Origin of the sequence: Roseateles sp., from assembly GCF_039595295.1 — a bacterium.
GTDB lineage: Bacteria > Pseudomonadota > Gammaproteobacteria > Burkholderiales > Burkholderiaceae_C > Roseateles.
The window spans coordinates 64,365-90,829 of the sequence record NZ_JBCNLU010000012.1; the positions used below are offsets into that span (position 1 = coordinate 64,365).

General features: G+C 67.9%; 22 protein-coding genes. 10 read left to right on the forward strand and 12 right to left on the reverse strand.

Annotation, left to right across the window (positions count from 1 at the left end; all coding sequences use genetic code 11):
• Positions 1–38: 38 nt before the first annotated feature.
• Both ABDW59_RS11430 and ABDW59_RS11435 read right to left on the reverse strand, forming a co-directional pair.
• A complete protein-coding gene (locus ABDW59_RS11430; RefSeq protein WP_343629908.1) occupies positions 39–569 on the reverse strand; it encodes a type II toxin-antitoxin system VapC family toxin in 531 nt (176 codons plus the stop codon).
• Positions 547–762, reverse strand: coding sequence for an AbrB/MazE/SpoVT family DNA-binding domain-containing protein (locus ABDW59_RS11435; protein ID WP_343629909.1), 216 nt, complete (start codon positions 760–762; stop codon positions 547–549). Before ABDW59_RS11435 ends, ABDW59_RS11430 begins: the two co-directional genes overlap by 23 nt.
• Before the next feature lie 188 nt (positions 763–950).
• On the opposite strand from ABDW59_RS11435, the gene ABDW59_RS11440 reads away from it, so the two are divergent.
• Positions 951–1,514, forward strand: coding sequence for a 2'-5' RNA ligase family protein (locus tag ABDW59_RS11440; RefSeq protein ID WP_343629910.1), 564 nt, complete (start codon positions 951–953; stop codon positions 1,512–1,514).
• Between the two features lie 81 nt (positions 1,515–1,595).
• Here the strand turns inward: ABDW59_RS11440 and ABDW59_RS11445 are convergent, their stop codons facing one another.
• From ABDW59_RS11445 to aat, 5 genes are all read right to left on the reverse strand, one after another.
• Positions 1,596–3,635 (reverse strand): glycosyl hydrolase family 18 protein, encoded by a 2,040-nt coding sequence (locus ABDW59_RS11445; RefSeq protein WP_343629911.1) that lies wholly within the window; start codon positions 3,633–3,635, stop codon positions 1,596–1,598.
• Positions 3,636–3,690: 55 nt separating this feature from the next.
• The gene (locus tag ABDW59_RS11450; protein WP_343629912.1) at positions 3,691–6,375 is read right to left on the reverse strand and encodes a glycosyl hydrolase family 18 protein; all 2,685 of its coding nucleotides are present in this window, start codon (positions 6,373–6,375) and stop codon (positions 3,691–3,693) included.
• Between the two features lie 672 nt (positions 6,376–7,047).
• Positions 7,048–7,563 (reverse strand): hypothetical protein, encoded by a 516-nt coding sequence (locus ABDW59_RS11455; protein WP_343629914.1) that lies wholly within the window; start codon positions 7,561–7,563, stop codon positions 7,048–7,050.
• Positions 7,564–7,766: 203 nt separating this feature from the next.
• Positions 7,767–8,492, reverse strand: coding sequence for an arginyltransferase (locus ABDW59_RS11460; RefSeq protein WP_343629915.1), 726 nt, complete (start codon positions 8,490–8,492; stop codon positions 7,767–7,769).
• Positions 8,489–9,253: a leucyl/phenylalanyl-tRNA--protein transferase gene (gene aat, locus ABDW59_RS11465; RefSeq protein WP_343629917.1), complete on the reverse strand. Its 765-nt coding sequence runs from the start codon at positions 9,251–9,253 to the stop codon at positions 8,489–8,491. Before aat ends, ABDW59_RS11460 begins: the two co-directional genes overlap by 4 nt.
• Before the next feature lie 51 nt (positions 9,254–9,304).
• Here aat and ABDW59_RS11470 point away from each other — a divergent pair, with 51 nt between their 5' ends.
• The 4 genes from ABDW59_RS11470 to ABDW59_RS11485 all read left to right on the forward strand — a co-directional run bounded on the left by ABDW59_RS11470 (position 9,305) and on the right by ABDW59_RS11485 (position 12,262).
• Positions 9,305–9,652: an ArsC family reductase gene (locus ABDW59_RS11470; protein ID WP_343629919.1), complete on the forward strand. Its 348-nt coding sequence runs from the start codon at positions 9,305–9,307 to the stop codon at positions 9,650–9,652.
• 19 nt (positions 9,653–9,671) lie between these two features.
• Entirely contained in the window at positions 9,672–10,361 is a 690-nt protein-coding gene (locus tag ABDW59_RS11475) for a riboflavin synthase subunit alpha (RefSeq protein WP_343629921.1), read from the forward strand.
• 401 nt (positions 10,362–10,762) lie between these two features.
• Positions 10,763–11,131, forward strand: a complete 369-nt coding sequence (locus ABDW59_RS11480) for a hypothetical protein (protein ID WP_343629922.1) — start codon at positions 10,763–10,765, stop codon at positions 11,129–11,131.
• A gap of 177 nt (positions 11,132–11,308) precedes the next feature.
• Positions 11,309–12,262 (forward strand): peptidoglycan-binding protein, encoded by a 954-nt coding sequence (locus ABDW59_RS11485; protein ID WP_343629923.1) that lies wholly within the window; start codon positions 11,309–11,311, stop codon positions 12,260–12,262.
• 122 nt (positions 12,263–12,384) lie between these two features.
• Here ABDW59_RS11485 and acnA read toward each other — a convergent pair whose 3' ends face one another.
• Positions 12,385–15,105: an aconitate hydratase AcnA gene (acnA, locus tag ABDW59_RS11490; RefSeq protein ID WP_343629924.1), complete on the reverse strand. Its 2,721-nt coding sequence runs from the start codon at positions 15,103–15,105 to the stop codon at positions 12,385–12,387.
• A gap of 358 nt (positions 15,106–15,463) precedes the next feature.
• On the opposite strand from acnA, the gene ABDW59_RS11495 reads away from it, so the two are divergent.
• The 5 genes from ABDW59_RS11495 (at position 15,464) to ABDW59_RS11515 (ending at position 20,748) form a co-directional block, all read left to right on the forward strand.
• A complete protein-coding gene (locus ABDW59_RS11495) occupies positions 15,464–16,810 on the forward strand; it encodes a class I SAM-dependent methyltransferase (protein ID WP_343629925.1) in 1,347 nt (448 codons plus the stop codon).
• A gap of 202 nt (positions 16,811–17,012) precedes the next feature.
• Entirely contained in the window at positions 17,013–17,843 is an 831-nt protein-coding gene (locus tag ABDW59_RS11500) for a hypothetical protein (protein WP_343629926.1), read from the forward strand.
• Positions 17,844–18,044: 201 nt separating this feature from the next.
• The gene (locus tag ABDW59_RS11505; RefSeq protein ID WP_343629927.1) at positions 18,045–18,923 is read left to right on the forward strand and encodes a flagellin; all 879 of its coding nucleotides are present in this window, start codon (positions 18,045–18,047) and stop codon (positions 18,921–18,923) included.
• Between the two features lie 172 nt (positions 18,924–19,095).
• A complete protein-coding gene (locus ABDW59_RS11510; RefSeq protein WP_343629928.1) occupies positions 19,096–20,064 on the forward strand; it encodes a hypothetical protein in 969 nt (322 codons plus the stop codon).
• Positions 20,065–20,160: 96 nt separating this feature from the next.
• On the forward strand, positions 20,161–20,748 hold the full coding sequence (locus ABDW59_RS11515; protein ID WP_343629929.1) for a PAS domain-containing protein: 588 nt from the start codon (positions 20,161–20,163) through the stop codon (positions 20,746–20,748).
• 16 nt (positions 20,749–20,764) lie between these two features.
• Here the strand turns inward: ABDW59_RS11515 and garD are convergent, their stop codons facing one another.
• The 4 genes from garD to kdgD all read right to left on the reverse strand — a co-directional run bounded on the left by garD (position 20,765) and on the right by kdgD (position 26,360).
• Positions 20,765–22,348, reverse strand: coding sequence for a galactarate dehydratase (garD, locus tag ABDW59_RS11520; RefSeq protein WP_343629930.1), 1,584 nt, complete (start codon positions 22,346–22,348; stop codon positions 20,765–20,767).
• Between the two features lie 67 nt (positions 22,349–22,415).
• Positions 22,416–23,783, reverse strand: coding sequence for an MFS transporter (locus ABDW59_RS11525; protein WP_343629932.1), 1,368 nt, complete (start codon positions 23,781–23,783; stop codon positions 22,416–22,418).
• Positions 23,784–23,973: 190 nt separating this feature from the next.
• On the reverse strand, positions 23,974–25,413 hold the full coding sequence (locus tag ABDW59_RS11530; RefSeq protein WP_343629933.1) for an aldehyde dehydrogenase family protein: 1,440 nt from the start codon (positions 25,411–25,413) through the stop codon (positions 23,974–23,976).
• Positions 25,414–25,445: 32 nt separating this feature from the next.
• The gene (gene kdgD / locus ABDW59_RS11535) at positions 25,446–26,360 is read right to left on the reverse strand and encodes a 5-dehydro-4-deoxyglucarate dehydratase (RefSeq protein WP_343629934.1); all 915 of its coding nucleotides are present in this window, start codon (positions 26,358–26,360) and stop codon (positions 25,446–25,448) included.
• Between the last annotated feature and the right edge of the window lie 105 nt (positions 26,361–26,465).

The window sequence follows — 26,465 nt, forward strand, 5'->3', positions numbered from 1 at the left end:
AACAAGGGGCCCATGGGCCCCTTGTTTGCGTTTGGAGATCAGATCACGGAGCTCGACATGGACAAGGCGGCGGGCCTTGACTTGGGCCAGCCATCCCAATGCCCGTGTGGCTCACAAGCTGCCGGCAGACTCCGCCGGGGTGCTGGACATTTCGGATGGAAGACCACCGCTGGCAGTTCCTTGAAATGAGCATCGCAAGTGAGCACCTGGACACCGAGGCGCAGGGCAGTCGCATAGATGACGGCGTCAGCGGTGGCCAGCTTGTACGCCGCGTTGGCTGAGGCGGCCAGCAGAGCGGTTTCGCTATCGAGGAGCTCAATTTGACAGCGCTGCATCAGCTGAAGAATGCGGTCGTGCTGCTCTTCGCTCAACTCGCGCCGAGCCCACTTTGACAGCTCGAGCTGAACAATCTTCGGGACGATACATTGCTCGGGCCGTGCCAGGCGCGGGGAGAAAAGTCGGCCAAGGTCAGAGTCCGCGATCCACTCGATCCATGCAGACGTGTCGACCACGAACTGTGCCGCCGAAGCGTCGTCGGGCGGACTGCTAGTACCGATCCGATCGATCACGATAGCTCTCCGTGTTGGCGCCTTTGCCGATCCCGAAGACTTCGTCGGGGGAGATCAGCGGGCTGACGAAGACCCCGTTCTTGTGCTGGACCAGCATCAGCTTCTGACCGGGTTTCCAGTTCAAGGAGCTGCGTAGCTCCTTGGGGAGTTCAATGCGATGGCGCGGCGAGAGCTCGGCAGTTGGTGCAGGCATGGCGGCCTCCTTGGGTTGAGAGGCTGTCATTCTTGGTCTCACGTTCCCCCATGACCACGGCCCACACGAGTGCAGATCACGCGCGAGGTGCCATGTTTTGACAGCGGCGATTCCTTGGATGAGTCGCCCTGTCCGCAGCGCGGCCGTTATCCTCCGGATCATTCGATCGCCTGATCCGGAACCCCCTCGTGACCGTCCACGCGCTCTTCTTCTGCCTGCGACCCGATCTCGCGACGGCGCAGCGTTTGAGCGAGGTCTCCGATCAGATCGCGCTGAACTTCGGGTTGCGCGTACGTCCGCCGCGAACCGAGCGTCTGCACGTGACGCTGCATCACCTCGGCTGGTACGACGACGCCGTGGCCGAGCAGGCCGGCGCGATGGCCGAGGTGCGGACGCTCGCGGAGTCCGCCGCCAAGGCGCTGCGTCACGAGCCGACCCGGGTTGACTTCGACGAGCTGCTCAGCTTCCGCCGCAAACCGCGCAACCTGCCACTGGTGCTCAGCGGCGGCGCCTGCCTCGATGCCGTCCGTGCCATGCGGGCCGCGCTCGGTCAGCGTCTGCACGCCGCAGGTCTGCGCATCGATCCGCACTTCACCCCGCACCTCACGCTCTTCTACGACAACACGCCCATCGAGCCCCAACCCTTCTTCGTTCCCGGCTGGGACGCGAGCGACTTCCACCTGATCGACAGCCTGCAGGGCCGGTCGACGCATGTGGCGCTCGGGCGCTGGCCGCTGATCGCGCCGGAATGAAGAAGGCCTCGCGCCGGAGATCCCGAACGCGAGGCCTGCAGGCAAGGGCGGATCAGCCGCCCTCGTCGGGTGATGGCGCGATCACTTCAGCCCGGTACCGACCGCCTTGGCCAGCGAGCCTTGCGGATCATCGCCGGAGAACTCCCAGAAGAAGGCGCCGCCGAAGCCCTTGGACTTCACGTAGGCCATCTTGATGGCGATGGTCGCCGGCGTGTCGAAGCTCCAGAAGGTCGAGCCGTTGAAGATCCACTGCGCCTTGCTCACGTCGTCGACGCGGCTGGTGTAGCCCTGCAGGTTCTTCAGGACCTTGTAGTCCTCATTGCCCGCCTCGTAGGTCCCCGGCGCCGGCGTGCCGCTCTGGTACAGCCCGTTGTTGACGTTGGGCACGTTGGTCCAACCCCGGCCGTAGAAGCCGATGCCCACGTTGAGCTTCTTCGCCGGCACCCCCTTGTCCAGGAAGGCCTGCATCGCGTCGTTGGTGTTGTACTTCTTCACGTCGCCGGTGGACGGATCATTGGCCGGCGCGTACAGCGCCGAGTGGAAGCCGGTGATCGTGTCCCAACCGCCGTGGAAGTCGTAGGTCATGACGTTGATGAAGTCCAGGTACGGATGCACCTTGTCCGGGTCGTACTGGCGGATCTTGTCGACCCCCGCGCCCGACGCGATCGACAGCAGCAGCCCGGGGCGCACCGCGTCCAGCTGCTTGCGGAACTCCGCCAGCAGCGCGGTGAAGTTCTCCCGGTCCTCCGGCTGACCGCACGCCAGGCCACAGGCGTTGGGATACTCCCAGTCCAAGTCGATGCCGTCGAACACGCCCAGCGCCGCGCCCGCGCCGCCCGCGCCGTCCGAGACCGGCAAATTGCCCTTGATGTAGGCGTCCACGCAGCTCTGCACGAAGGCCACGCGGTTCTCAGGACGCGCCGCGCTGGAGAATCCCCGCGACCAGGTCCAGCCGCCCAGCGAGATCAGCACCTTCAGCTTCGGATACTTGGCCTTGAGCTTCTTGAGCTGGTTCCAGCTGCCGCGCAGCGGCTGATCCCAGGTGTCGGCCTTGCCGTCGACGCTCAGGTCCGCGCCGTAGGCCTTGCTGTAATCCGCGAAGGCGTCGCCGCCTTCCCCGGTGGTCTCGTTGCTCGGGATCACCTTGCCCACTTCGCAGCGGTTGTTGCGCACGTTGCCGAAGGCGTAGTTGATGTGCGTGAGGTTGGCCGCCGAGCCGCTGGTGTCGATGTTCTTCACGTGATAGTTGCGGCCGTAGATGCCCCACTGCGCGAAGTAGCCCAGCACCACCTTGTCGCCGCCCGTGCCCTGCGCATCGGTCTTCACCGTGATCGGGGCCGAGGGCTGCGAGCTGCCCGCCTGGTTGAAGGCGCTCACCGTGAAGCTGTAGCTGGTGTCGGGCGTCAGGTTGGCGACGCTGGCGCTGGTGGCCGCGCCTTGCGACACCTGCGTCGCGCCCTGGTTCACGCGGTACTGCACCGTGCAGTTCGGACCGGCGGCGACGGCGTTCCAGCTCAGGTTCACGCTGGTCGAGGTCTTGGACGGCGCGCTCAATCCGGCCGGCGTGCTCGGGGCCGTGGCGCAGCTGCCGCTGGCGGTGCTGGTCAGCAGCGCGGTGCTCAGCGCCGAGACATTGCCCGCCTTGTCCTTCGCACGGACCTGGTAGCTGTAGGAGGTGGCCGCGCTCAGGCCGCCGTCGGTGTAGGTCGTCGCGGTGGGCGAGGCCACCAGCATGCCGCCGCGCAGCAGCTCGTAGTTGGCGACGCCGCTGCCCGCGTCGGTCGATGCGGACCAGCTCAGCGTGATGCTGCTGGTGGTGGCGCCGCTGGCGCTCAGGCCGGCCGGCACTGAAGGGGGCGTGGTGTCGGCGCCGCCGCCGCCGTCGCAGGCGCCGAGCGACTTCCACACGTCCCACTGGCCCGAGTTGGTCGCGGGCGAGTTGTTCTGCGTCCACCACTTGGCCTGGAAGGCCGTGTTGTTCTGCTTGGCGAGCATGTTGGCGGTGTAGACCGCCGATGCGCTCCATTCGGGCACGGCGCTGCAGTCGTAGGCGTGGGCGCTGCCGGCCGTCATTGCGGCGGCCAGCGCGATCCAGCGCAGGCGAGCCAATCGGTTCGTCATGTCGAGCTCCTGGGTTTCGGGGTTGGTGGGTGGGAGGTCCTTGGATTCACTGGGATCACTTGCGGACGGTCGTCGTCGCGGACGACTTGGCGGTCGAGGCCTTGGCCGCCGTCGATGCCGCCGAGGCGGGCACGCCGCCGCGGCGCGCCTCCTGCGCCAGCGCATAGCTGCGACCGTTGAAGCTCACGGTCCAGTTGCTGGGCATGGGCATGGGCAGGTAATAGTTGACGGTCAGCGTGACGCTGGCGCCGGGGGCCAGGCTTTGCCAGCTCGGCAGCTTGAAGCTGGCGCGATGGAAGTCGCTCTTCAGCCCGCCGACGTTGTTGCCCGACGGATTCGAGCCGTTGCTGATCACCGCCAGGCCGAAGCCGCTCTGGTCCGTCACGGTCGAGGGAATGGCGGTGGGGACGTCGAACTGGAACTCGGTTCCGCCGGGCAGCGTCAGCGTGCTGTTGTTGGTCAGCGTGAGCTTGGGCGTGATCGGGTAGTTGCTGTCGCCCAGCGCGAAGCCGGCCAGCGCGAAGCCGATGTCCAGCGTCTCGGCCGGCAGCGTCGCGGACGTCAGTCGGTTGCCGTAGGCCGGCGCGGTCTTGAGCTTGTTGTAGAGCAGCGCGGTCAGCGTGTTGCCGATGAAGTACTCGTTGCGAGCGCTGTCGAAGGCGTAATCGCCGGCGAACTCCCAGAACATCACGCCGCCGATGCCGCGATCCGCGACGTACTGCGCCTTCACGCCCAGGGACTGCTCGTCCTCGATGCTGAGGAACACCTTCTTCTGCGCGTTCCACAGCCAGGGCGCGACCAGGGTCGCGTCGTAGTTGCGGACGTAGGTCCCGGTGAGCTGATCGGCGGGATTGCTCGCCGGATTCAGGCCGTAGGCGGCCAGGTAGCTGCCCGCGCGACCCGAGGCCAGGTTCATCGTGTGCCACAGCGGGTTGGAGCCGGCGGGCACCTCCTTGCTGGACACGTCCAGGTCGTGCCACAGGTTGTCGATGCCGACCGCGCCGTTGCCGCACTTCTGCACCGTGCCGCCGCCGGTGCCGGCCGGGCACTTGCTCTGGTCGGGCAGCGCGGCCTGGCCCCACAGGCCGCTGGTGCCGCCGCTCACGCCCTGCCAGCCGCGGGTGTAGTAGGGCACGCCGATGTTGATGCGGCCCGCCGGCATCGCGCCGCGGAAGTAGTGATAGGCCCAATCGGTGTTGAGGTAGCCGATGCGCGCGTACTGGCTGCTCGAGTAGTAATTCCAGGCCGTGAGCTCCGCGTCCTTGCCGTCGTCGAAGAGCGCCGCGTTCGGCCCGACGAACTGGTTCCAGGCGCCGTGCAGGTCGTAGCTCATGATGTTCACGTAGTCCAGGTATTGCGTAACCTGGAAGGCCTCCATCCCGCGCAGCAGATAGCCGGAGGAGGGGGCCGCGATCGTGAGCAGGTAATGACGCTGATCGGTCTGGCTGGCCGCGTCGAGCTTGGCGCGCAGCGTGCGCATCAGCACGACGTAGTTCTTCATCAGCGCGGCGCGGCGCGCATTGCTGATGGCGAAGTCCACCGGGTTGCCGGCGTCCTTCATGCTGGTGGGGTACTCGTAGTCGATGTCCACGCCGTCGAAGCCGTACTGGCGCAGGAAGGCCACGGCCGAGTCCGCGAAGGCGTTGATGCCGGCGGTGTTGGCCGAGCCGTCGCCGTTGGTCGTCATCGTGTAGAAGCCGCCCGTCTCGGCCCAGCCGCCGACGGAGATCAGCGTCTTCACGCTGGGGTATTGCTTCTTGAGCTTGTTCAGCAGATTGAAGTGGCCCTTGTAGGCATAGGCCGGATCCATCTCCGCGCCCGCGATGCCGGGCCAGGTCAGGCCGGTGGCGGGATTGGCGGCGTCGGCGGTGTTGCCGACGGAGAGCTTGTTGGCCGCGTCCACATGCGCGAACGCGTAGTTGATGTGCGTGACCTGCGACCACGGGATCTGGTGCGCGAGGAAGGCCGGCTGACCGGTTTTGCCGGTGCGCCAGCTGGTGAAGTAACCGATGATCCGGCGCGGCTTGTCGGCGCCCATCTTCTCGCGGCCCTGCTCGTCGTAGACCTTGCAGTAGGCGGGCGCGGTGCCGGCCGTGGTGATCAGGCCCTCGGGGCGGCAGCGCTCGTCGCCGGTGACCTGGCCTTGCACGGTGATGCGCACGGCGGCGCTGGTGGTGACGGCGCCCTTGTCGTCGGTGGCGCGCGCGGTGATGTCGACCACGCCGGCCCCGGCCGTCCAGTTCACGCTGAAGGGCGCGGTGCTGTCCTCGGCGACCAGCGCCCCATTCACGTAGAAGCCGACCTTGGCGATCGTGCCGTCGCTGTCCGCCGCGGTGGCCGACAGTGTGACCACGTCACCCGCCGTGGGACTGGCGCTCGCCGAGGGCGCCGTCAGGGCGACCGTCGGCGCCTGATTCGTGCCGCCACCGCCGCCGGTGTCGCAGGCGCCCAGCACCTTCCACACGTCCCACTGACCGGAGTTCGTCGCCGGCGCATTGTTCTGGGTCCACCACTTGGCCTGATAGGCCGTGCCGTTCTGCTTGACGACAGACGCGCCGCCGTAGGCCGTCGCGGCGTTCCAGTCAGCGACGCCGGTGCAGTCGTACGCGGCCGCCGAGCCGCCCGCCATCGCCAGCGCGACGGGCAGAACCAGCGGCAGCAAGGTCGGCAGCGATGGCAGCGAGGGGAACGAGCGAGGCAGGGGCAGCCAGGCGCGATGCGTCTCGGGACGAGCTCTCATGGGGTCTCCTTGAAATGTTGTGGCTCTAGTCGGGATGAGCGAGGCCGCATCGCGGCTGCGGCGCAGCGCGACGGGGTGGGGGCTCGAAGGGAAGAAAAGGCGCCGGTGGCGCTGATCGGCGTGAGGCCGAACAGGCGTCAGCCGGCCAAGGTGGCCGGACGCGAGCGCGTCACGCCGGCCATTCGGGGGCGAACGACACTGCGGTGGAAGCGGCGGCGCGAGCACTTGCGGCGCGTGCAGCGCTTGGGGTGCGATCGGCGCGATCGGCGCATGGAGCGCCGCGGGCGGTCCGGGGAAGGGCGCGTGCAGGCATGGAAGTCACTCCTCGCATTCGACGTGCTGTCCGCGGGTCGTGTCCTCCGTCCGGGGGGGCCGTCACGGGGGACTGGCGCCGGCCGGCGGTCGCCCGCTGCGGCTAGGAGATCGATACCGCCAGTGATCTCATAGTGGTATGCAATGTAGATACCACTAGCGTATGAATCATTCAGGTTAACCCTCGGACATCGAGTAACTGGCCGTAATGATGTCGTCCTGGGCGTCAACTGGCGTCAGTGATGGCCAAGAGGAGGTTTTCTCTGTCGAACGACGACGCGGTGTAGAGAAAACCAATGTGGGACCAGTGATTGCCCGCGGGCGCGCGCCCGGGGCGTTCCATCGAGGGGCGCGGAGCGCTCAGAACCAGCGAGTCAGGCGAAACCGCAGGCCTTTGCTGGCGGGGGAGACGGCCAGTTGCGATCCGCCGATCTGTGTCTTCAGCGCGAGTTGGAACTCCGGGCGAGGCGCCTGCGCGCCACACCGCAGCGCGGCGGCGAAGGTGTCGGCGGGCACGCGGCCAAGCGGCGGCAGGCTGGTGTCCGGCATGGACGCCAGCTTGTGGGGACGGCCCGACAGGCCGGGCAGGCGATGGATCAGCGGCGGCAGGCTGCGCAGCTGCAGCGCCTGATCGGGCTCGGCGGGCGCGGGCCGGAGATCGAGCTGCCAGTGCTCTTGCTGCATCTGCGCCAGCGGCACCAGCGGCGTGATCGAGGTGGCGCGCGCGGGTGCCGCGATCTGGACGCCCAGGCTGCCCGCCAGCGCGACCAGCATCGCGGCCTTGGACCAGCGGGGCGAACGGGCGACGTGCAGGCTGAGACGGATTTGGAGACAAGAGCCGGCGGCAGTCGCGGCGGCGGCGCGGAGGAAGGCCATGGGTCGCTCCCGGACAGAGGTCGAGTCGAAGAAGCGGCCTGAGTGGGAAGTCGCTTGGATCGCGCGGCGAAGCCGGTTCGCACGACGTGACCGGGTTCACGGGTCGATGGGCACGGCGGCGATGGGCTTGAGAGCCATCAGCGAAGGGGGGCGATGAGCGCTCGACCGCTCATCGAGGGCATTGACGGCTCAGCTCTCAACTCTCAGCGCGAGACGCGCTGCCACTGCCCCTCCCGGAGCAGTTCATGGGGCATGAAGCGGGCCTTGTAGGCCATCTTGTCGCTCTGCGCGATCCAGTAGCCCAGGTAGAGATTCGGCAGCCCGAGGTCCGCCGTCTGGCGCAACTGCCACAGCACGTTGAAGGTGCCGTAGCTGGCGTCGGCCTCGGGCTCGTAAAACGTATAGACCGCCGACAGCCCGTCGCCCAGGATGTCCAGGATGGAGACCATCTTCAGCGCGCCGGCCGCGTCGCGGAACTCGACCAGGCGCGAGTTGACGCGGCTCTGCAGCAGGAACTGCGTGTACTGGTCGACGCTGTCGTGGTCCATGCCTCCGCCGGAATGCCGGCCGGCCTGGTAGCGCAGATAGAGCTGGTAATGCTCGTCGCTGTAGCCCAGGCGCATGACGCGGGCTTGCAAGTCGGCGTGCTGGGTCCAGGCACGGCGCTGGCTGCGGTTGGGGCGGAACTCCGCCACCGGGATGCGCATGGGCACGCAGGCCTTGCAGCCGTCGCAATAGGGCCTGTACGTGAACATGCCGCTGCGGCGGAAGCCCGCGGAGACCAGGCTCGAATAGGCGTCGGCGTGGATGAGGTGGCTGGGCGTGGCGACCTGCGAGCGCGCTTGGCGGTCGCTCAGATAGCTGCAGGGGTAGGGCGCGGTCGCATAGAACTGCAGCTCGGCCAGCGGGAGTTCCTTGGGATGCGTCACGGTGGGTCGGCGTGTTCGGTGAGGCCCAGGTGGGCCCATAGGCGCGGATGATAGGTCCAATCCCCGGGCGCCTGCAGGCCCGTGTGCGCGGCCAGATGGGCCTCGAACGTGGTCCGCGTGACGGGCGCCGCGCCCAGGGAGGCCAGGTGCGCCGTCTGCTGCTGGCAGTCGATCCAGGGGATGCCGAACTCCCGGCACAGGCAGATCAGCGCGGCCAGCGCGATCTTGGAAGCGTCGGTCCTGCGCATGAACATGGACTCGCCGAAGAACATCCGGCCCAGGTTGACGCCGTACAGCCCGCCGGCGAGCTCGCCGTCCATCCAGGTCTCGACGCTGTGGACGGTCCCCTCCCGCGCGAGCTGCAGATAGGCCTGCTGCATCTCTTGGACGATCCAGGTCCCGTCCTGGCCGTCGCGCGGCGTGCTGGCGCAGGCGCGCAGCACGGTCTCGGTGGCGGTGTCGACGCGGATCTCGCAGCCGGGCGTGCGGATGAACTTCGCGATCGTCTTGCGCAGCGAGCGCGACAGCCTGAAGTCCTCGGTGCGCAGCACCATGCGCGGGTCGGTGGTCCACCAGAGGATGGGTTGGCCCTCGCCGTACCAGGGGAAGATGCCGTGGGCGTAGGCCGCGCGCAGCCGTGCGGGCCGCAGATCGCCGCCCGCGGCCAGCAGCCCCGGCGCGTCGCTGCGCGGGCCCAGCGCGCGCCGCGTCGGCGGGAAGTCCAGAGAGTCGTCGTCAAGCCAGGGGATCATCGTCTTCATGGTAGCGTGCCGCCTTCGTTCCCCGCTGTCCCTGACTCTGTCCCGACTCCCATGATCACCGTCTACGGCATCCCGAACTGCGACACCGTGAAGCGCGCCCGCACGTGGCTCGACGAGCAAGGTCTCGCCTACCAGTTCCACGATTACAAGAAGCAGGGCGTGCCCGCGGCCAAGCTGCCGGGCTGGATGAATGCGCTGGGCTGGGACAAGGTGCTGAACCGCGCCGGCACGACCTGGCGCAAGCTGGACGACGCGACCAAGGCCGGCGTGACCGACGCCGCCAGCGCCGCGGCTCTGATGGTCCAGCAACCGAGCGTGATCAAGCGCCCGGTGGTCGAGTGGGCGGACGGCCGGCTGTCGCTGGGCTTCTCGCCCGAGCTGTTCGCGTCGCACGTCTGATCGTCAGGAGGATCGCATCATGTTCACCGGCATCGTCCAAGGCATCGCGAGCGTCGCGCGGATCACGGACAAGGAGGGGCTGCGCAGCTTCACGCTGGACTTCCCCGAGGGCTTCTGCAAGGACCTGGAGATCGGCGCGAGCGTCGCCTGCGACGGCGTGTGCCTGACGGTCACCGCGCTCAAGGGCGACACCCAGGCCGACTTCGACGTCATGCAGCAGAGCCTGAACCTGACCACGCTGGGCGGGCTGGGGCAGGGCGGCCGTATCAACGTCGAGCGCGCGGCCAAGGACGGCGCGGAGATCGGCGGCCATCCGCTGTCGGGCCATGTGGATTTCATGGCGACCATCGCCTCGCTGCGCCAGCCGGCCAACAACCACGTGATCCGCTTCGCCGTCCCGGCCCCCTGGATGCGCTACATCTTCGCCAAGGGCTACATCGCGGTGAACGGCGCGAGCCTGACCGTGGCCGAGGCCGGCCGCGAGGCCGATGGCTCGGGTTGGTTCGAGGTCTGGCTGATCCCCGAGACCCTGCGGATGACGACCTTCGGCGAGAAGGGCGTGGGCGCGCAGGTCCACATCGAGATCGAGCGCCAGACGCAGGTCGTGGTGGACACGGTGCGCGACGCGGTGGCCGAGAAGATCGGCGCGCTGATGCCCGCGCTCAAGCTCTTCGCGAAGGAGCGGGGGCTGGATTTGGGGATCGAGTGAGACCTCTCCGCAACACTTCATGACCAAAGTCATCCCCGTCGGGGACAGCCCGGTGCGCTGAGCGCGCCGGGTATGGCCCCGACGTGAGCAGGGCTCTTTTCCGCCCCCCCGCGATGCTCGGCCGGCCGCGTCGGCCCCGTGTCCATCGGCCCTCACGGCGATCTTCGCCGACCCGCATCGTTCCTCGCGATCGCGGGGTCAGGTCATGCCGTACGGTGTCTTGTGCGGCCAGCGCGCCCGGCAGCCTCAAGAGCGCCCCGCGCGCCATCCCTCCGTCTAGGGTTCCCGGGAATCCACCACGATGGGGGCCTCGCTTTTTCCGATGCGCCACAGAACAATCCGCGCCATCCTTTGATCACAGAATCATGCAGGGGGAGTAAAAAATGATGGCCAGAGGCCTGATGGCAGCCGGACTGCTCGCCGCGTCGATCGCCGCGATCGCCCAAGTCCCGTACGTTTTCACGTACAACCCCGGTCCGACCCGGGGCACCAAGTGGGTCGCCAAGGCCTCCGATGGCGACACGGAAGGTTCCGCTTCCGTCATCTCCGCCGCCCCGCGCGCCGTGTGGGCCCGCGTCTGTTACACGATCGGCCCCTCCGACAGCACCGTCTCGCTCTACGCGCAGACCCGCAACGAAGACCCCCGCGCGCTGGAAATCGCCTGGGGCGGCTGTGCCGACGTCTTCGGCACCAACGTCTGGATCGGCAACCCGCACGGCCAGCCGGTCGGCGGCTATTACGGCGTCGCCCCGGCGACGCCCGCCGATTGAGGCCATCGAGCCGTCCAAGCCGACCCCTCGGCCGACAGCGTCCGCACCGAATCTCGCGCCCGTCCCAGGCTTCTCCCACGACCTGGCGCCCTTGACGACCCGCTCCCCCGGCCGTGCCGCCATCTCCCTGACCGGCCCGGCTTCTCTCGCCCGTTCCGATAAAAACTGGAGGATTCCATGCTTGCCACTCCCGCTCGTCTTGCCAGCTCCGCGCTGAAGTCCGCTCTCCTGCTGTCCCCGCTGCTGCTGGCGGGTTGCTTGGCCACCGCGCCGACCATGGGCGAGAACAAGGGCACCGTCTCCGGCGCAGCCGGCGGCGCGACGGCCGAGAACAAGAACAGCCAGCTCGAGCATTGCGACGAGACCCTGGGCACGCTGGCCATCTTCGAGGACACGAACGCCCCGTGGTGGGCGCAGCTGCGCGAGCGCCAGCTGGGCTCCACCCTGCCGGTGCTGCGCCTGATGGTCCAGCAGTCCAACTGCTTCGTCATCGTCGAGCGCGGCCGCGCCTTCGCCAACATGGAGCGTGAACGCGCCCTGATGCAGTCCGGCGAGACCCGTGCCGGCAGCAACTTCGGCCAAGGTCAGATGGTCGCCGCCGACTACACGATGAGCCCCGAGATCCAGTTCGCCGGCAAGACCGGCGGCGGTGGCGGCGGCATCGGCACCGGCGCGATCGGCCTGCTGACCGCGGTGGCGGCCAACATCAGCCAGAACGAGGCCTCGACCACGCTGCTGCTGGTGGACAACCGCTCGGGCGTGCAGATCTCCGCGGCCGAAGGTACGGCCAAGAACTTCGACTTCGGCATCGGCGGCGCCAGCTTCTTCGGCAACGCCGCCGTCGCGGGCGGTGCCTACGGCAAGACCCCGGCGGGCAAGGTCATCGTGACCGCCTTCGCCGACTCGTACAACCAGATGGTCAAGGCGCTGCGCAACTACAAGGCGCAGACGGTCAAGGGCGGCCTGGGCGCCGGCGGCCGACTGGGTGTGCAGGGCGGCACCACCGCCGCGTCGCAGGAAGTCGACGGCAAGGCCCAGGGCGCCGCCCCGAAGGCCGCGCCGAAGCCGGCCGCCAAGACGGCCCCCAAGAAGGCGACCACGACCAACAACACCACCGGCACGACCAAGTAATCGATCCAAGGCATCGATCCAAGGCATCGATCCGGCTGAATGAACAAGGGCGCTGACCGCGAAGTCAGCGCCCTTGTCGTTTCAGGCGAGCCGATATCTGCTGATACCGGCCGTTCGCGGCCTCAGGCCGCCAGCAGCTGCCGCAGCACGTAGGGCAGGATGCCGCCGTGGCGGTAGTACTCGACCTCGATCGGGGTGTCGATGCGCAGGATCAGCGGGACGCGGCGCTCGGCGGCGCCCTCGGCGCGGATCACGAGCGTCGCCTCGGACTGCGGCTTGATCTCGTCGCCCAGCTCGATGTCGATCAGCTCGCGACCGGTCAGGCCCAGCGACTCCCAGCTGTCGCCGGCGCGGAACTGCAGGGGCAGCACGCCCATGCCGACCAGGTTGGAGCGGTGGATGCGCTCGAAGCTCTTGGCCACCACGGCCTTGATGCCCAGCAACTGCGTGCCCTTGGCCGCCCAGTCGCGGCTGGAGCCGGTGCCGTACTCCTCGCCGGCGAAGATCACCGTCGGGATGCCGGCCGCGATGTAGTCCATGGCCGCGTCGTAGATGAAGCGCTTCTCGCCGCTGGGCTGGAACAGGGTCAGCCCGCCTTCCTCCCGCGCGCCGTCGGGCTTGGCCGGGATCATCAAATTCTTGATCCGGACGTTGGCGAAGGTGCCGCGCATCATGACTTCATGGTTGCCGCGGCGCGAGCCGTAGCTGTTGAAGTCGGGCTTGAGCACGCCCTGCGCCTTCAGGTACGAGCCTGCAGGCGAGGCTTCCTTGATCGCGCCGGCCGGGGAGATGTGGTCGGTGGTGATCGAGTCCCCGAACAGCGCCATCACGCGGGCGCCCTTGACGCCGGCTTCCTGGGCCTCGGGGATCTGCGTGAAACCGCCGAAGAAGGGCGGCTGCGCGATGTAGGTGCTGGTCGGCCATTCGTAGACCTGGCCGGTGACGCCCTTGATCTTCTCCCACAGCTTGCCCGGCTCGGCCTTGACCTTGCCGTAGTTGGCGCGGAAGGCGTCCGGATTGAGCGCCAGCTTGAGCAGCGCGTTGATCTCGTCGCTGGTGGGCCAGATGTCGCCCAGGTAGACCGCCTTGCCGCCCTTGCCGTGGCCGACGGGCTCGGTCATCAGGTCGCGGGTGACGTTGCCGGCGATCGCGTAGGCCACGACCAGCGGGGGGCTGGCCAGGAAGTTGGCCTTGATGTTGGGATGGATGCGGGCCTCGAAGTTGCGGTTGCCCGACAGCACCGCCGCGCAGATCAGGTCGTTGCTGGTGATGGCCTCGTTGATCTCGGGCGTCAGGTCGCCGGCGTTGCCGATGCAGGTCGTGCAGCCGTAGGCGGCGACGGTGAAGCCCAGCTTCTCCAGATACGGGAGCAGGCCGGCCTTCTCCAGGTACTCGGTGACGATGCGCGAGCCGGGCGCCAGCGAGGTCTTGATGTGCGGCTGGACCTTCAGCCCCGCCTCCACCGCCTTCTTGGCCAGCAGACCGGCCGCCAGCAGGACGCTGGGATTGGAGGTGTTGGTGCAGGAGGTGATGGCGGCGATCAGCACGTCGCCGTTCGCGATGGACAGGCCCTGCTGCGCGCCACCCAGCGGGAACTGCTTCGCGAGCTTCTCGGCCGGCTGATTGAAACCGTTCTCGGTCACCGGCTTGCTGTACAGCGAGGTGAAGGTCTTGGCCAGATCGGTGATGACGATGCGGTCCTGAGGGCGCTTGGGGCCGGCCAGCGAGGGGACGACCGCGCCCAGATCCAGCGAAACGACCTGGCTGTATCGGATGTCGCCGCCCTTGGGGACGCCGAACAGGCCTTGCGCGCGGAAATACGACTCGAAGGCCTCGATCTCCGCCTGTGTGCGGCCGGTGCCCTTGAAGTAGTCGATGGTGCGTTCGTCGACGGGGAAGAAGCCCATCGTGGCGCCGTACTCGGGCGCCATGTTGCCGATGGTGGCGCGGTCCGGGACGGACAGCGACTCCGTACCCTCGCCGTAGAACTCGACGAACTTGCCCACCACCTTCGCCTTGCGCAGGATCTCGGTCACCGTCAGCACCAGGTCGGTGGCGGTGACCCCTTCGCGCAGGCGGCCGGTCAGCTCGAAGCCGACCACGTCCGGCGTCAGGAAGTAGACCGGCTGGCCCAGCATGCCGGCCTCGGCCTCGATACCGCCCACGCCCCAGCCGACCACGCCCACGCCGTTGATCATCGTGGTGTGGCTGTCGGTGCCCACCAAGGTGTCGGGGTAGTAGACCGGGTCGGCCCCGGAGGTCTTGTGCACGCCGCGGGCCAGGTATTCCAGGTTGACCTGGTGGACGATGCCGAACCCGGGCGGCACGACGCCGAAGGTGTCGAAGGCCTGCATGCCCCACTTCATGAACTCGTAGCGCTCGCGGTTGCGCTGGAACTCGAGCTTCATGTTCAGGTCCAGCGCTTTCTTGTCGCCGAAGTAATCGATCATGACCGAGTGGTCGACGACCAGATCCACGGGGACCAGCGGCTCGATGGTCTTGGGATCCTTGCCCTGCTTCAGGGCGACGTCGCGCATCGCGGCCAGATCGGCCAGCAGCGGGACGCCGGTGAAGTCCTGCAGCACCACGCGGGCGACGACGAAGGGGATCTCCTCGTTGCGCGGGGCGTTGGGCTGCCAGTTGGCGAGCTGCTCGACGTGCTCGGCGGTGACGCGCTTGCCGTCGCAGTTGCGCAGCACCGATTCCAGCACCAGCCGGATCGACACCGGCAACCGGTTCACGTTCGGGAACTTCGCCGCCAGCTGGGGCAGCGAGTAGTACTTGCCGGTCGTTCCGGACGCGGTCTTGAAGCTGGCGAGGGTGTTGGCAAACGCGTGAGGCATGGCTACTCCTTGGCTTTTTGTTCGCGGCCCCTTCGCGCGTCCTTCACGGACTGTTCGCGAGGCCGGATCGGGGCGATTGTGGCGCGAGCGGGCTGCCCTGTGATGACTCGTTTGGGGCAGCCGTGCGAGCGAGCAACGGCTTCCCGGGGAGGGGCGATGCGAGCCTCGCCCAAAGTCCCCTGTCCGGGCGGGGCCGGTGGGGTGGCATCCCCAAAGGGAAGGAGGCATGGCTAATATGGGCGCACGACCCCGGGCCGCCCGCGCCCGGTCAGGGCCCGTCGCCGCCGAGCGGGGCAAGAACTGACCCTGCGGCGCTTCCGACCCACATGCTTTCGACCTTCTCCGGATGAGGAAGTGCATGGATCAGGAACTGTTGTCCCCCACGTCGTCGTCGGCCGCCCGTGCCGCCGAGGCGATCGCCAGCGCTGCGGGCGTGCCCCCGTTGCCGCCGTCCGGCCTGGCGCTGCTGCAGCGGCTGTTCTCCGCCTACCCCGGCAGCATGGGATTGCGGCTCGGCGGCTGGCAGACCGAGCTGGGCCGGGAGGCGTCGCGCGGCGTCGCGCCAGCATTCACCCTGGTGCTCAATGAGCCGGCGGCGCTGCGCAAGCTGCTGCTGGGCCGTGACCCGCTGCGATTCGCGGAGGCTTACTTCACCCAGCAGATCGACGTCGAGGGCGATTTCTTCGCCGCGCTGCAGCTCAAGGACCATCTGCCGGAGCTGACGCTGTCCTGGAGCGACCGGCTGCGGCTGGCGGTGCGGCTGCTGGCGCCCCCGCCCGGCGCGAGCGATCCGGAGCTGCGTTCGGGCCAGGTGCGCGGCCACACGCGGGCCGAGAACAAGGCCGCCATCGCCTTCCATTACGACCTGTCCAACGACTTCTATGCGCTGTGGCTGGACCCGGCGATGGTCTATTCCTGCGCCTATTACGAGACCGAGGACACCGGGCTGGCGCAGGCGCAGTGGTCCAAGCTGGACCACATCTGCCGCAAGCTGCGGCTGCAGCCGGGCGAGGAGCTGCTGGACGTGGGCTGCGGCTGGGGCGCGCTGGTGATGCATGCGGCGCGTCATTACGGCGTGAAGGCGACGGGCATCACCCTGTCGCAACGGCAGCTGGATCTGGCCAAGGAGCGCATCGCCACGGCGGGTCTGCAAGGGCAGGTGGAGGTGCGGCTGTGCGACTACCGCGACATGACGGGCCAATTCGACAAGATCTCCAGCGTCGGCATGTTCGAGCACGTCGGGCTCAAGAACCTGCCGACCTACTTCGGCAGCGTGCATCGGCTGCTCAAGCCGGGCGGGCTGTTCCTGAACCACGGCATCACCCATGAGGAGGACGGCTGGGGGCAGGCCTTGTCCTCGAAGTTCATCAACCGCTACGTCTTCCCGGACGGCGAGCTGGACCGCGCCAGCAACGTGATGCGGGTGATGGAGCAGCAGCAGTTCGAGCTCCATGACGTCGAGGGGCTGCGCATGCATTACGCGCGCACGCTGCGGGCCTGGGTGGCGAAGCTGGAGGAGCACCACGAGCAGGCGCTGCAGTACGTCGACGAGGCGCACTTCCGCATCTGGCGGCTGTACATGGCGGCCTCGGCGCTGGAGTTCGAGACCGGCGAGCTGGGCCTGTACCAGATCCTGGCCAGCAAGCGCGACGGCGGCGTGGCGCCGGTGCCGTTGACGAGGCGGTATATGTACGAGGCGCGATAGGCGACGCCATGCCCGCCCCCCGTTCTGCGTTCCGACATCACTCTGGGGTGGCCTTTTCAAGTCGGGGTTCTTATTCAACCGGTCAGTCATCTGACTCAAATTCGCTAGGTGCCGACACCGAGGCCAACGCTCTTCAACTTGCCTAGAGTCCGGCGATCACAAATGCCGACGTTTCGGCATCGATTCAGAGCTAGGTCTCCGCATGAAACAGAAGTTGTTGTCGGGTCGAAACTGCAAGATGGTCTTCAGGGCTACGTTCCTGGCATTCACCTTGCTTCAAGGCCCCGTGGCGGTCGCTGAAACGGTGGGGAAGCTCGGCGAGTACGAGGTACGTTTCGCGCCGTGGCGTGCGAAGGGCGAGAGGATGTCCGGCGACTTCGTGCCGAGGGCCGTGATCCAAGTGACGCGAGGCCGGACCGGAGGCCGTGACGAGATCCTCAAGGAGTTGTCTCCGCTCGAACCGGGTTGCGGCGAGGTCCCGGCGCTGGCTTCGCTTGCCGATCGATACGTGGTGCTGTGCGGTCATCTTGGTGGCCGCCATTTCACCTATCGCGTCTTCCGGCTGGGCGCCGGCGGACTCGAAAGCACGGCGCTCGATGCGTTCGATCAAGCGTCGCCGCTTGTTATCGATGCGCAGGATCGCATCACAACCTTGGTGACTCGGCGCGATCAGTTTCCTAGTGAACTGAAGGGGCCTCTGTACTTCCCCTTCGTCTATGCACTGCATGCGGATGAAAGTGGCATGGGATTCGCGCCGGCCTTTGACGAAGCAGCTCGGCCGCAGTACCTGCAGTTCTACGAGTGGACCAAGGCGAACAAGAACCTGTCGCAGTTCCTTCCTGTCATGTTGGCGGCCCTGGTGGCGTCGCGGGACCAGAAGGCGATTTGCCGGGAGATCAAGGAGTGGGGGACGGGGGAACAACAAAAGCGAGGTCGCACGGTGCCCGTCGACCGCGTGATCGACGATTGGGCCAAGCGGTTGCCCTCGATCGGCTATCCCCACTTTGATTTCAATAGCTGTCGAGTGGATTGAAGCGTCCCGTCTGTGCGAAGCCTTCAGAGCTCGAATGCTCGGAACCCGATGTGCGGCCTGCGCGCGATCCGGCCCGGATTATTTTCGGATCGCATTTAAGTTGCTCCCGCCCCCGGTCGTCCTGTGAGTGGGAGGGCAGCTGAATGCCCCGACCAACGAAGCGCGATGGCGCTTGACCCCTCTCTCTAGGAGCGAAACACCATGTTGAGCCTGCACACCAACGCCGCGGCCCTGTCGACCCAGAACTCGCTGAGCTCTTCGCAGAAGAGCCTGGCCACCTCGATGACCCGCCTGGGCACCGGCTTCCGCGTCAACAGCGCGATGGACGACGCCGCCGGCCTGCAGATCGCCACCCGTCTGGACTCCCAGACCCGCGGCATGGCCGTGGCCCAGCGCAACACCCAGAACGGCATCTCGATGCTGCAGACCGGTGAAGGCGCCCTGAACGAAGTCAGCAACATCCTGCTGCGCATGAAGGACCTGGCCACCGAAGCCTTCTCGGCCTCCTCGACCGCCACCGACAAGACCGCCATGCAAGGCGAGTACGACGCGCTGGGCACCGAACTGACCAACATCATCAAGAACACGTCCTTCGGCGGCACGCAGCTGTTCTCGAACGGCACGACCATCGACGGCACGCTGGGCAAGATGTCCGCCGCGATGAACTTCCAGATCGGCGCCTCCGCCGGCGAATCGATGTCCGTCAACGCCAGCACCCAGCTGACCGCCCTGACGACCTCGCTGGCCGCGATCTCGACCCAGTACGCCGCCACCCCGGCCGCCGGTACCGAACTGTCGGCCACCACGAACACGCTGCTGACCACCATCGGCACCGCGATCGACAAGGTCGGCGAAATGCGCGCCTCGCTGGGCGCCGCCGCCAACCGTCTGGACCATGTCTACAACAACCTGCAGAACATGAGCACCAACACGGCCGCCGCCAAGGGCCGGATTATGGACACGGACTACGCGACCGAGTCGTCCACGATGACCACCAAGCAGATGCTGATGCAATCGGGCACCGCCATGCTGAAGCAGTCCAACAGCATGTCCGGCCTGGTCATGTCCCTGCTGGGCTGATCGTCCGCGATCGACATCGGATCCCCGCGTGCCGCGAGCGCGCCGGGCCTCCGGTGGACATCGACACGGCAAGGCCGGGCGGCGACGTCCGGCCTTTCTCTTTTTGGATCTCGTCCGCTGAGCCGTCTGGGCTGGGCGGACCGCCGGAGCAGCTCCGGCTGCGGATGCGGACATGGCGACTTCCGGATCGACATCGGGCGGTGCGAGCGGCATCGGAGCGATTGGCGCGGTTGGCCCCGTCGGCGCGGTGACCGCGACGGCGCGGCTGCAACCCGTGCTGCGCGACCTGCCGGGCCTGCTGCCGGGCAGCGTGCTGCGTCTTGCCGGCGGGCCCATGCCCGGCGCGCCCGAGGCCGGCTGGCGTCTGGAGTCGCTGGACAGCGGCCAGGTGCTGACGCTGATCGAGCCGCCGCTCGACGACCTGCAACCCGGCGACCAGCTGCTGCTGCGCGTGCGCACGGTGTCGCCGCGGCTGGAGCTTGAGGTGATGGAGCGCCGGTCGTCAGGTGGGACCGCCGGCGGGGCCGGGAGCGGCGTCGCGCCCAGCGCCTGGGGGCAGCTCTCCGCGCTGCGCGCCGACCTGGCGCAATGGCGCCGTCAGTTGCTGAGCGCGCCCATGCTGGAGGCGCCGACGCTGCGCACGCCGGCGGCGCTGGTCTCGGCCTGGACGATCGCGCTCGCGCATGGGCAGGTGCCCACCGGTCCGAGCGGCGAGCCCCTGTGGCTGCTGCCGCTGCCGTACTGGGTGAGGCAGGACCGGCCGATGCCGGCCCATGCCGCGCCGTCTGAACGGCATCCACCGCAGGAGGGGGCTTCGCCCTTCGCGGGGGCAGGCTCCGCGCCGGACGAACCCGCGCTGAGCTTGCTGTTGCGCTGGCGCGGCGAGGCGATCGGATTGCAGCTGGAGGGCTCGCGGGCCGGGCTCTCGATCACGGTGCTGGCCGAGCAGGAACCGGTGCTGACGGCGCTGCGGGCCGAGCTGGCCCGGGTGCTGGCGGCGCTGGTGCGGGCGGGCTTCCGGCTGAGGAAGCTGACCTGGCGGCGTCAGCCGCTGTGGGTGCCGGTGGATCCGTTTCCGCCGATGCGGTCGGAGCCGGCGCTGCTGACCGCGGCGGCGGAACTGGTGGCGGCGCTGGGTTGAGCGGCACTTGCCGGATTCGGGCGCGGGCACTATTCCCCGTTCACGGGGGAAGGCCACATTGACCCGCTCCAGGGGGCGGGCGCAAGATCACCCGCCATGGGGATCCGTCATCACGAGGTCCGGCGCTGGCGAGGGGCGGTGGAGCAGGGCGCCTTCGGCGTCTGGGACCTGAATCCACCGCTGGAGCTGGTGCATTACTCGCCGCGTTGGAAAGAACATCTGGGCTTTCCGCATCCGGAACAGCCGGACAGCACGGCGTTCTGGCGTTGCCGCGTCCATCCGGAGGACCTCGAGCCGATGATGCTGACGCTGCGCGCGCATTTCGACGGCTTCACCGACATGTATGAACAGCGCTTCCGGCTGCGGAGCAATGGGTCGGGCTATCGGACGGTGCTGTCGCGCGGGCGGGTGGTGGCGCGGGATCACCGCGGGAATGTGCAGCGGATGCTGGGGACCATGGTCGATCTGACCGAGCGTCCGGTGGCGCCGTATGACGATCGGTATCTGGGGGAGAACCTACCGGCGGGCGCGTTGGGGTGCACGCCGTTTCATGCGCTGCTGAGCGTGCATGACGCGCGGGCGCCCGAGGCGGAGCTGCTGCCGAGCGACGACGCGTCGCAGTTGCTGGGGCTGGTGGCGGAGATTCTGGATCTGTCGTTCAGGCAGGTGACGGACGCGCGGTGAGGCGGGGGAGAGGATCTCAAGTCACCGGCGCCGGATTGAACAACACCAGCGCGTTGTGCAGCCCGTGTCGCTCGGCCCAGGTGCGGCGCCCGGAGGCCACGTCCAGCATCATCCGGAACATCTCCCAACCCGTCTCCTGGATGCTCTTCTCCCCGTCGGCGATCTCGCCGGCGTTGATGTCCATCAGGTCGTGCCAGCGGCGCGCCAGATCGCTGCGCGTCGCGACCTTGATCACCGGGCATTCCGCCAAGCCATAAGGCGTGCCCCGGCCCGTCGTGAAGACGTGCAGGTTCATCCCCGCGGCCAGCTGCAAGGTGCCGCAGATGAAGTCGCTCGCCGGCGTGGCCGCATAGATCAGCCCGCGCTGATCGCGGCGCAGCTTCTCCCCCGGTGACAGCACGCCCGAGATCGGCGAGCTGCCGCTCTTCACGATCGAGCCCATCGCCTTCTCCACGATGTTGGACAAGCCGCCCTTCTTGTTGCCCGGCGTGGTGTTGGCGCTGCGGTCCACGCTCCCGCGCTTCAGATACTCGTCGTACCAGGCCATCTCGCGGATCATCGCGTCCGCGACTTCCGGCGAGGCCGCGCGTGCAGTCAGCTGCGCGATGCCGTCCCGCACCTCGGTGTTCTCGCTGAACATCACCGTCGCGCCCGCCCGCACCAGCAGGTCGGCGCAGAAGCCCACCGCCGGATTGGCCGTCACGCCGGAGAAGGCGTCGCTGCCGCCGCACTGCACGCCCACCACCAGCTCCGACGCGGGCACCGTCTCGCGACGGCGCGCGTTCAGACGCTCCAGATGGACCTTGGCCTGCCGCATCACCGACTCGATCATCGACATGAAGCCCACATGCCGCGCGTCCTGCAGGCAGACGACGTCCAGACCGCCGGCAACGGCCGCATCGGCGACTGTGGGCTCGCCGCGCCGATCCGCGATCGGGATGGAGCCCGGCGGCATCAGGCGCTCGGGCTGCAGCTTCTCGCAGCCCAGGCTCACCACCATCACCTCGCCGCCGAAGTTGGGGTTGAGGCTGATGTTGCGCACCGTGCGGATCGGGATCACCGCGTCCGGCGCGTCGATCGCGACGCCGCAACCGTAGCTGTGCTCCAGCGCGACCACGTCGTCGACGTTGGGGTACTTGGGCAGCAACTCCTGCTTGATGCGCTCGACGGCGAACTCCACCAGGCCCGACACGCATTGCACCGTCTGCGTGATGGCCAGGATGTTGCGCGTGCCCACCGAGCCGTCGGCATTGCGGTAGCCCTGGAAGGTGTAGCCCTCCAGCGGCGCCATCACCGGTGCCTTCACCGTGGCGATGGGCAGGCCTTCGAGCTCGCGCGCCGGCGGCATGCGCAGCAGGCGCTCGTGCACCCAGCTGCCGGCCGGGATGGCCTGCAGCGCATAGCCGATGGGCACGTTGTAGCGGAGCACGGCCGCGTCGACCGGCAGGTCGACCAGCGCCACCTTGTGGCCTTGCGGCACGTGGTTGCGCAGCACCAGACCGGAGGGCAGCACCGTGCCCTCGGGTAGTCCGCCGTCGTTGGCGACGATGGCCACGTTGTCGGCCTCGTGCATCTGAATGGTCAGCGGGGAGGAAATCATGGGAGGTTCCTGGGTCGGATCAACCTGGGGAGGGTCAGGACTTGCGCGCGTTTCAAGCGACGGTCGTTCAGACGGGCTTGAGCACGACGCGCTTGATCTCGCCGACGATGAGCAGATAGCTCAGCACCGCGATCAGCGCGTGCGCGCCGACGAAGACCAGCGCGCCGTTGAACGAGTGCGTCGTCTGCACGATGTAGCCGATGACGATGGGCGTCACGATGCCGGCCACGTTGCCGAAGGTGTTGAACAGCGCGCCCGACAGGCCCGCGATCTCCTTGGGCGAGGTGTCCGACATCACCGCCCAGCCCAGCGCGCCCAGGCCCTTGCCGAAGAAGGCCAGCGCCATGATGCCGACCACCACGGCCTCGATGCCCACGTAGTTGCAGGCGATCATCGAGGTCGACAGCAGCATGCCCACGACGATGGGCACCTTGCGGGCGAAGGTCAGCGAATGACCGCGGCGCAGCAGCCAGTCGGAGATCACCCCGCCCAGCACGCCGCCGGCGAAGCCGCAGATCGCGGGCAGCGCCGCGACGAAGCCGGCGTTGAGCAGCGACATGCCGCGTTCCTTGACCAGATAGATCGGGAACCAGGTCAGGAAGAAGTAGGTCAGGACGTTCACGCAGTACTGCGCGATGTAGACGCCCAGCATCATGCGGTTGCCCAGCAGCTGCTTCAGATACGCGAGCTGGGGACCCGAGTCCTTCTTGTCCGCCTTGCCGGACTTCGCATTGCCCGACAGCAGCGCGCCGCCGGCCTCGATGTGCTCGCGCTCGGCGGCCGAGATGCCGGGATGATCGGCCGGGCTGTTGTGCATGGTGCGCATCCAGATGACGCTCATCACGATGCCCAGGCCGCCCATGAAGTAGAAGACCTCGGACCAGCCGATGGCATGGACGATCCAAGCCATGATGGGCGCGAACAGCACGGTGGCGAAGTACTGCGCCGAGTTGAAGATGGCGGACGCGGTGCCGCGTTCCTTCACCGGGAACCAGGCGGCGACCATGCGGCCGTTGGCGGGGAAGGAGGGGGACTCGGCCAGACCGACCAGCAGGCGCATCAGGAAGAGCGCGCTCACCGCCAGCGGCAGACCGAAGAGCATCGAATCCATGCCCATGTAATGGACCGAGCCCTGCAGCAGCGTGAACAGCGACCACAGCAGGATGCTCCAGGCATAGACCTGCCTGGCGCCGAACTTGTCCAGCAGCCAGCCGCCGGGCAACTGGCCCAGCACGTAGGACCAGCTGAAGGCCGAGAAGATGAAACCCATCTGGACCGCGTCGATGCCCAGTTCCTTGGACAGGACGGGGCCGGCGACGCCGACCGTGGCGCGGTCGGCGTAGTTCAGGACCGTGACGATGAAGATCATCGCCAGCACGCCGTAGCGCACGCGGCCGGCGGTCCCGGCGGCGGAGGAGGAAAGGGATAACTGCATGTTGTCTCCGGATCGGATTCGAGGGCCGGTCTCTTGGGAGACTCCGCATTCGGAGATCTCCAGCCGGCTTCCATGTCAGCGAACGACAGGCGCCCCATGGCCCGTCGTGTCCGTCGCGCCTCTTGAGCCGGGACTGGACCCGGATGATGCGCGCGATCGGACTCGTGGTCAGTTCTGCATCAGGTCTACATCACGCCTGGGTGTAGGCGGTTTTCACCGTCGTGTAGAACTCGGCGGCATGGCGGCCTTGCTCGCGCGGGCCGTAGCTGGACGACTTGCGGCCGCCGAAAGGCACGTGGTAATCGACGCCCGCGGTTGGCAGGTTGACCATCACCATGCCGGCCTGCGCGTGGCGCTTGAAGTGCGTCGCGTGCTTGAGCGAGGTGGTGGCGATGCCGGTGGCCAGGCCGAAGGGCGTGTCGTTGGCCAGGGCCAGCGCTTCGTCGTAGTCCTTGGCGCGGATCACGCTGACCACGGGGCCGAAGACCTCTTCCTGGTTGATGCGCATGGAGGCCGCGGTCTCGGTGAACAGCGCCGGCGTCAGATAGAAGCCGGGCGCGCCCGCCGCGTTGGTCGGCAGCGCCTCGCCGCCGGCGGCCAGGGTCGCGCCCTCGGCCTTGGCGATGGCGATGTACTCCAGGTCCTGAGCCAGCTGGCGCTCGTCGACCACGGGGCCGATGTCGGTGCCGGCCTTGCGGGCGTCGTCCACCTTGAGCGTCTTCATCTTGGCGACGACCGCGTCGATGAAGCGGTCGTGGATGCCTTCGGTCACGATCAGGCGCGAGGAGGCGGTGCAGCGCTGGCCGGTGGAGAAGAAACCGCTGTTGACGGCGGCCGCGACGGCCACGTCCAGGTCGGCGTCGTCCAGCACCACGAACGGGTTCTTGCCGCCCATCTCCAGCTGGAACTTGGCGCCGCGCGCGACGGCGGCGGCCGCGACGCGCTGGCCGGTGCCGACGCTGCCGGTGAAGCTGATCGCGTCGACGCCGCGGTTCTCGAGCAACTCGGCGCCGACTTCGGAGCCGCGTCCCATCACCAGGTTGAGCACGCCGTCCGGCAGGCCGGCGCGCTTGAGGATGTCGGCCAGGGCCCAGGCGGAACCCGGCACCAGATCGGCCGGCTTGAGCACGACGGTGTTGCCGAAGGCCAGCGCGGGCGCGAGCTTCCAGGTCGGGATGGCGATGGGGAAGTTCCAGGGCGTGATCAGGCCGACGACGCCGATGGGCTCGCGGGTGACCTCGACGCCGACGCCGGGGCGCACGGACGGGATCGTCTCGCCGCCGACGCGCAGCGCCTCGCCGGCGAAGAACTTGAAGATGTTGCCGGCGCGCACCACCTCGCCGATCGCTTCGGGCAGGGTCTTGCCCTCTTCGCGGGCGAGCAGGTCGCCGAGCTCGGCGCGGCGGGCCAGCACTTCGTTGCCGGCGGCGTCGAGGATGTCGAAGCGCTGCTGCGGCGTGGACAGGCTCCACTTGCCGAAGGCGGCGCGCGCGGCGGCGATGGCGTCGCGGGTCTGGGCCACGTCGGCCTGGGCGTACTCGCCGACCACGTCGCGCGTGTCGCTGGGGTTGATGTTGCGGGAAACGCGCGGGCCTTCGACCCACTCGCCGTTGATCAGGTTCTTGAACATGGACTGCTCTCTCGTCTTGCGTCTCGGGGCGCTTACTGCGGGCCAAGCTTGGAGATCAGCGCGCCCAGCTCGTCGACTTCGGCGGGCTTGAGGTCGGACAGGGGCGGGCGGACCGGACCGGCGGTGTGGCCGATCAGGGTGGCGCCGGCCTTGACGATGGAGACCGCGTAGCCGTGGCCCTTGTTGCGCAGGGCGATGTAGGGCAGGAAGAACTCCTGGATCAGGCGGTCGGTGGTGGCGGTGTCGCCGGCGGCGTGGGCGTTGTAGAAGTCGATGGCGGTCTTCGGGATGAAGTTGAAGACGGCCGACGAGTACACCGGGCAGCCCATGGCGCGGTAGGCGCCGGCGAAGACTTCGGCGGTGGGCAGGCCGCCCAGATAGCTGAAGCGGTCGCCCAGTTGCTGGCGGATGGAGACGAAGGATTCGATGTCGCCGATGCCGTCCTTGAAGCCGATCAGGTTGGGGCAGGTGTCGGCCAGCTTGAGCAGCGATTCGGGCGTCAGGCGGCAGGCGCCGCGGTTGTAGACGATGACGCCGAACTTGACGCTCTTGCACACGGCCTGGACGTGGGCGACGAGGCCCTCTTGGGAGGCTTCGGTCAGGTAGTGCGGCAGCAGCAGCACGCCTTGGGCGCCGAGGCGCTCGGCCTCCTGCGCGTATTGGATGGCGACGCGGGTGGGGCCGCCGGCGCCCGCGATGATGGGCATCTTGCCTTTGCAGGTCTCGACGGCGACCTTGATGATCTCGCTGTATTCCTTGGGCTCGAGCGAGAAGAACTCGCCGGTGCCGCCGGCGGCGAAGAGGGCGGTGGCGCCGTAGGGCATCAGCCATTCGAGGCGGTCGGCGTAGGCCTTGGGGGCGAAGTTCAGCTGGCTGTCGAAGTCGGTCAGCGGGAAGGACAGCAGGCCGTGGGAGATGGTGGTCTTGAGGTCTTGGGGCGAGGTCATGGCGGGACTTGTCTCCGGGAGGAATCGTGGCGGTGAACGTGTTGGTAGCGGTACCAATCGGAATTGATGGTAGCGATACCAATGCCGCGATTCAAGGAGAAGTCG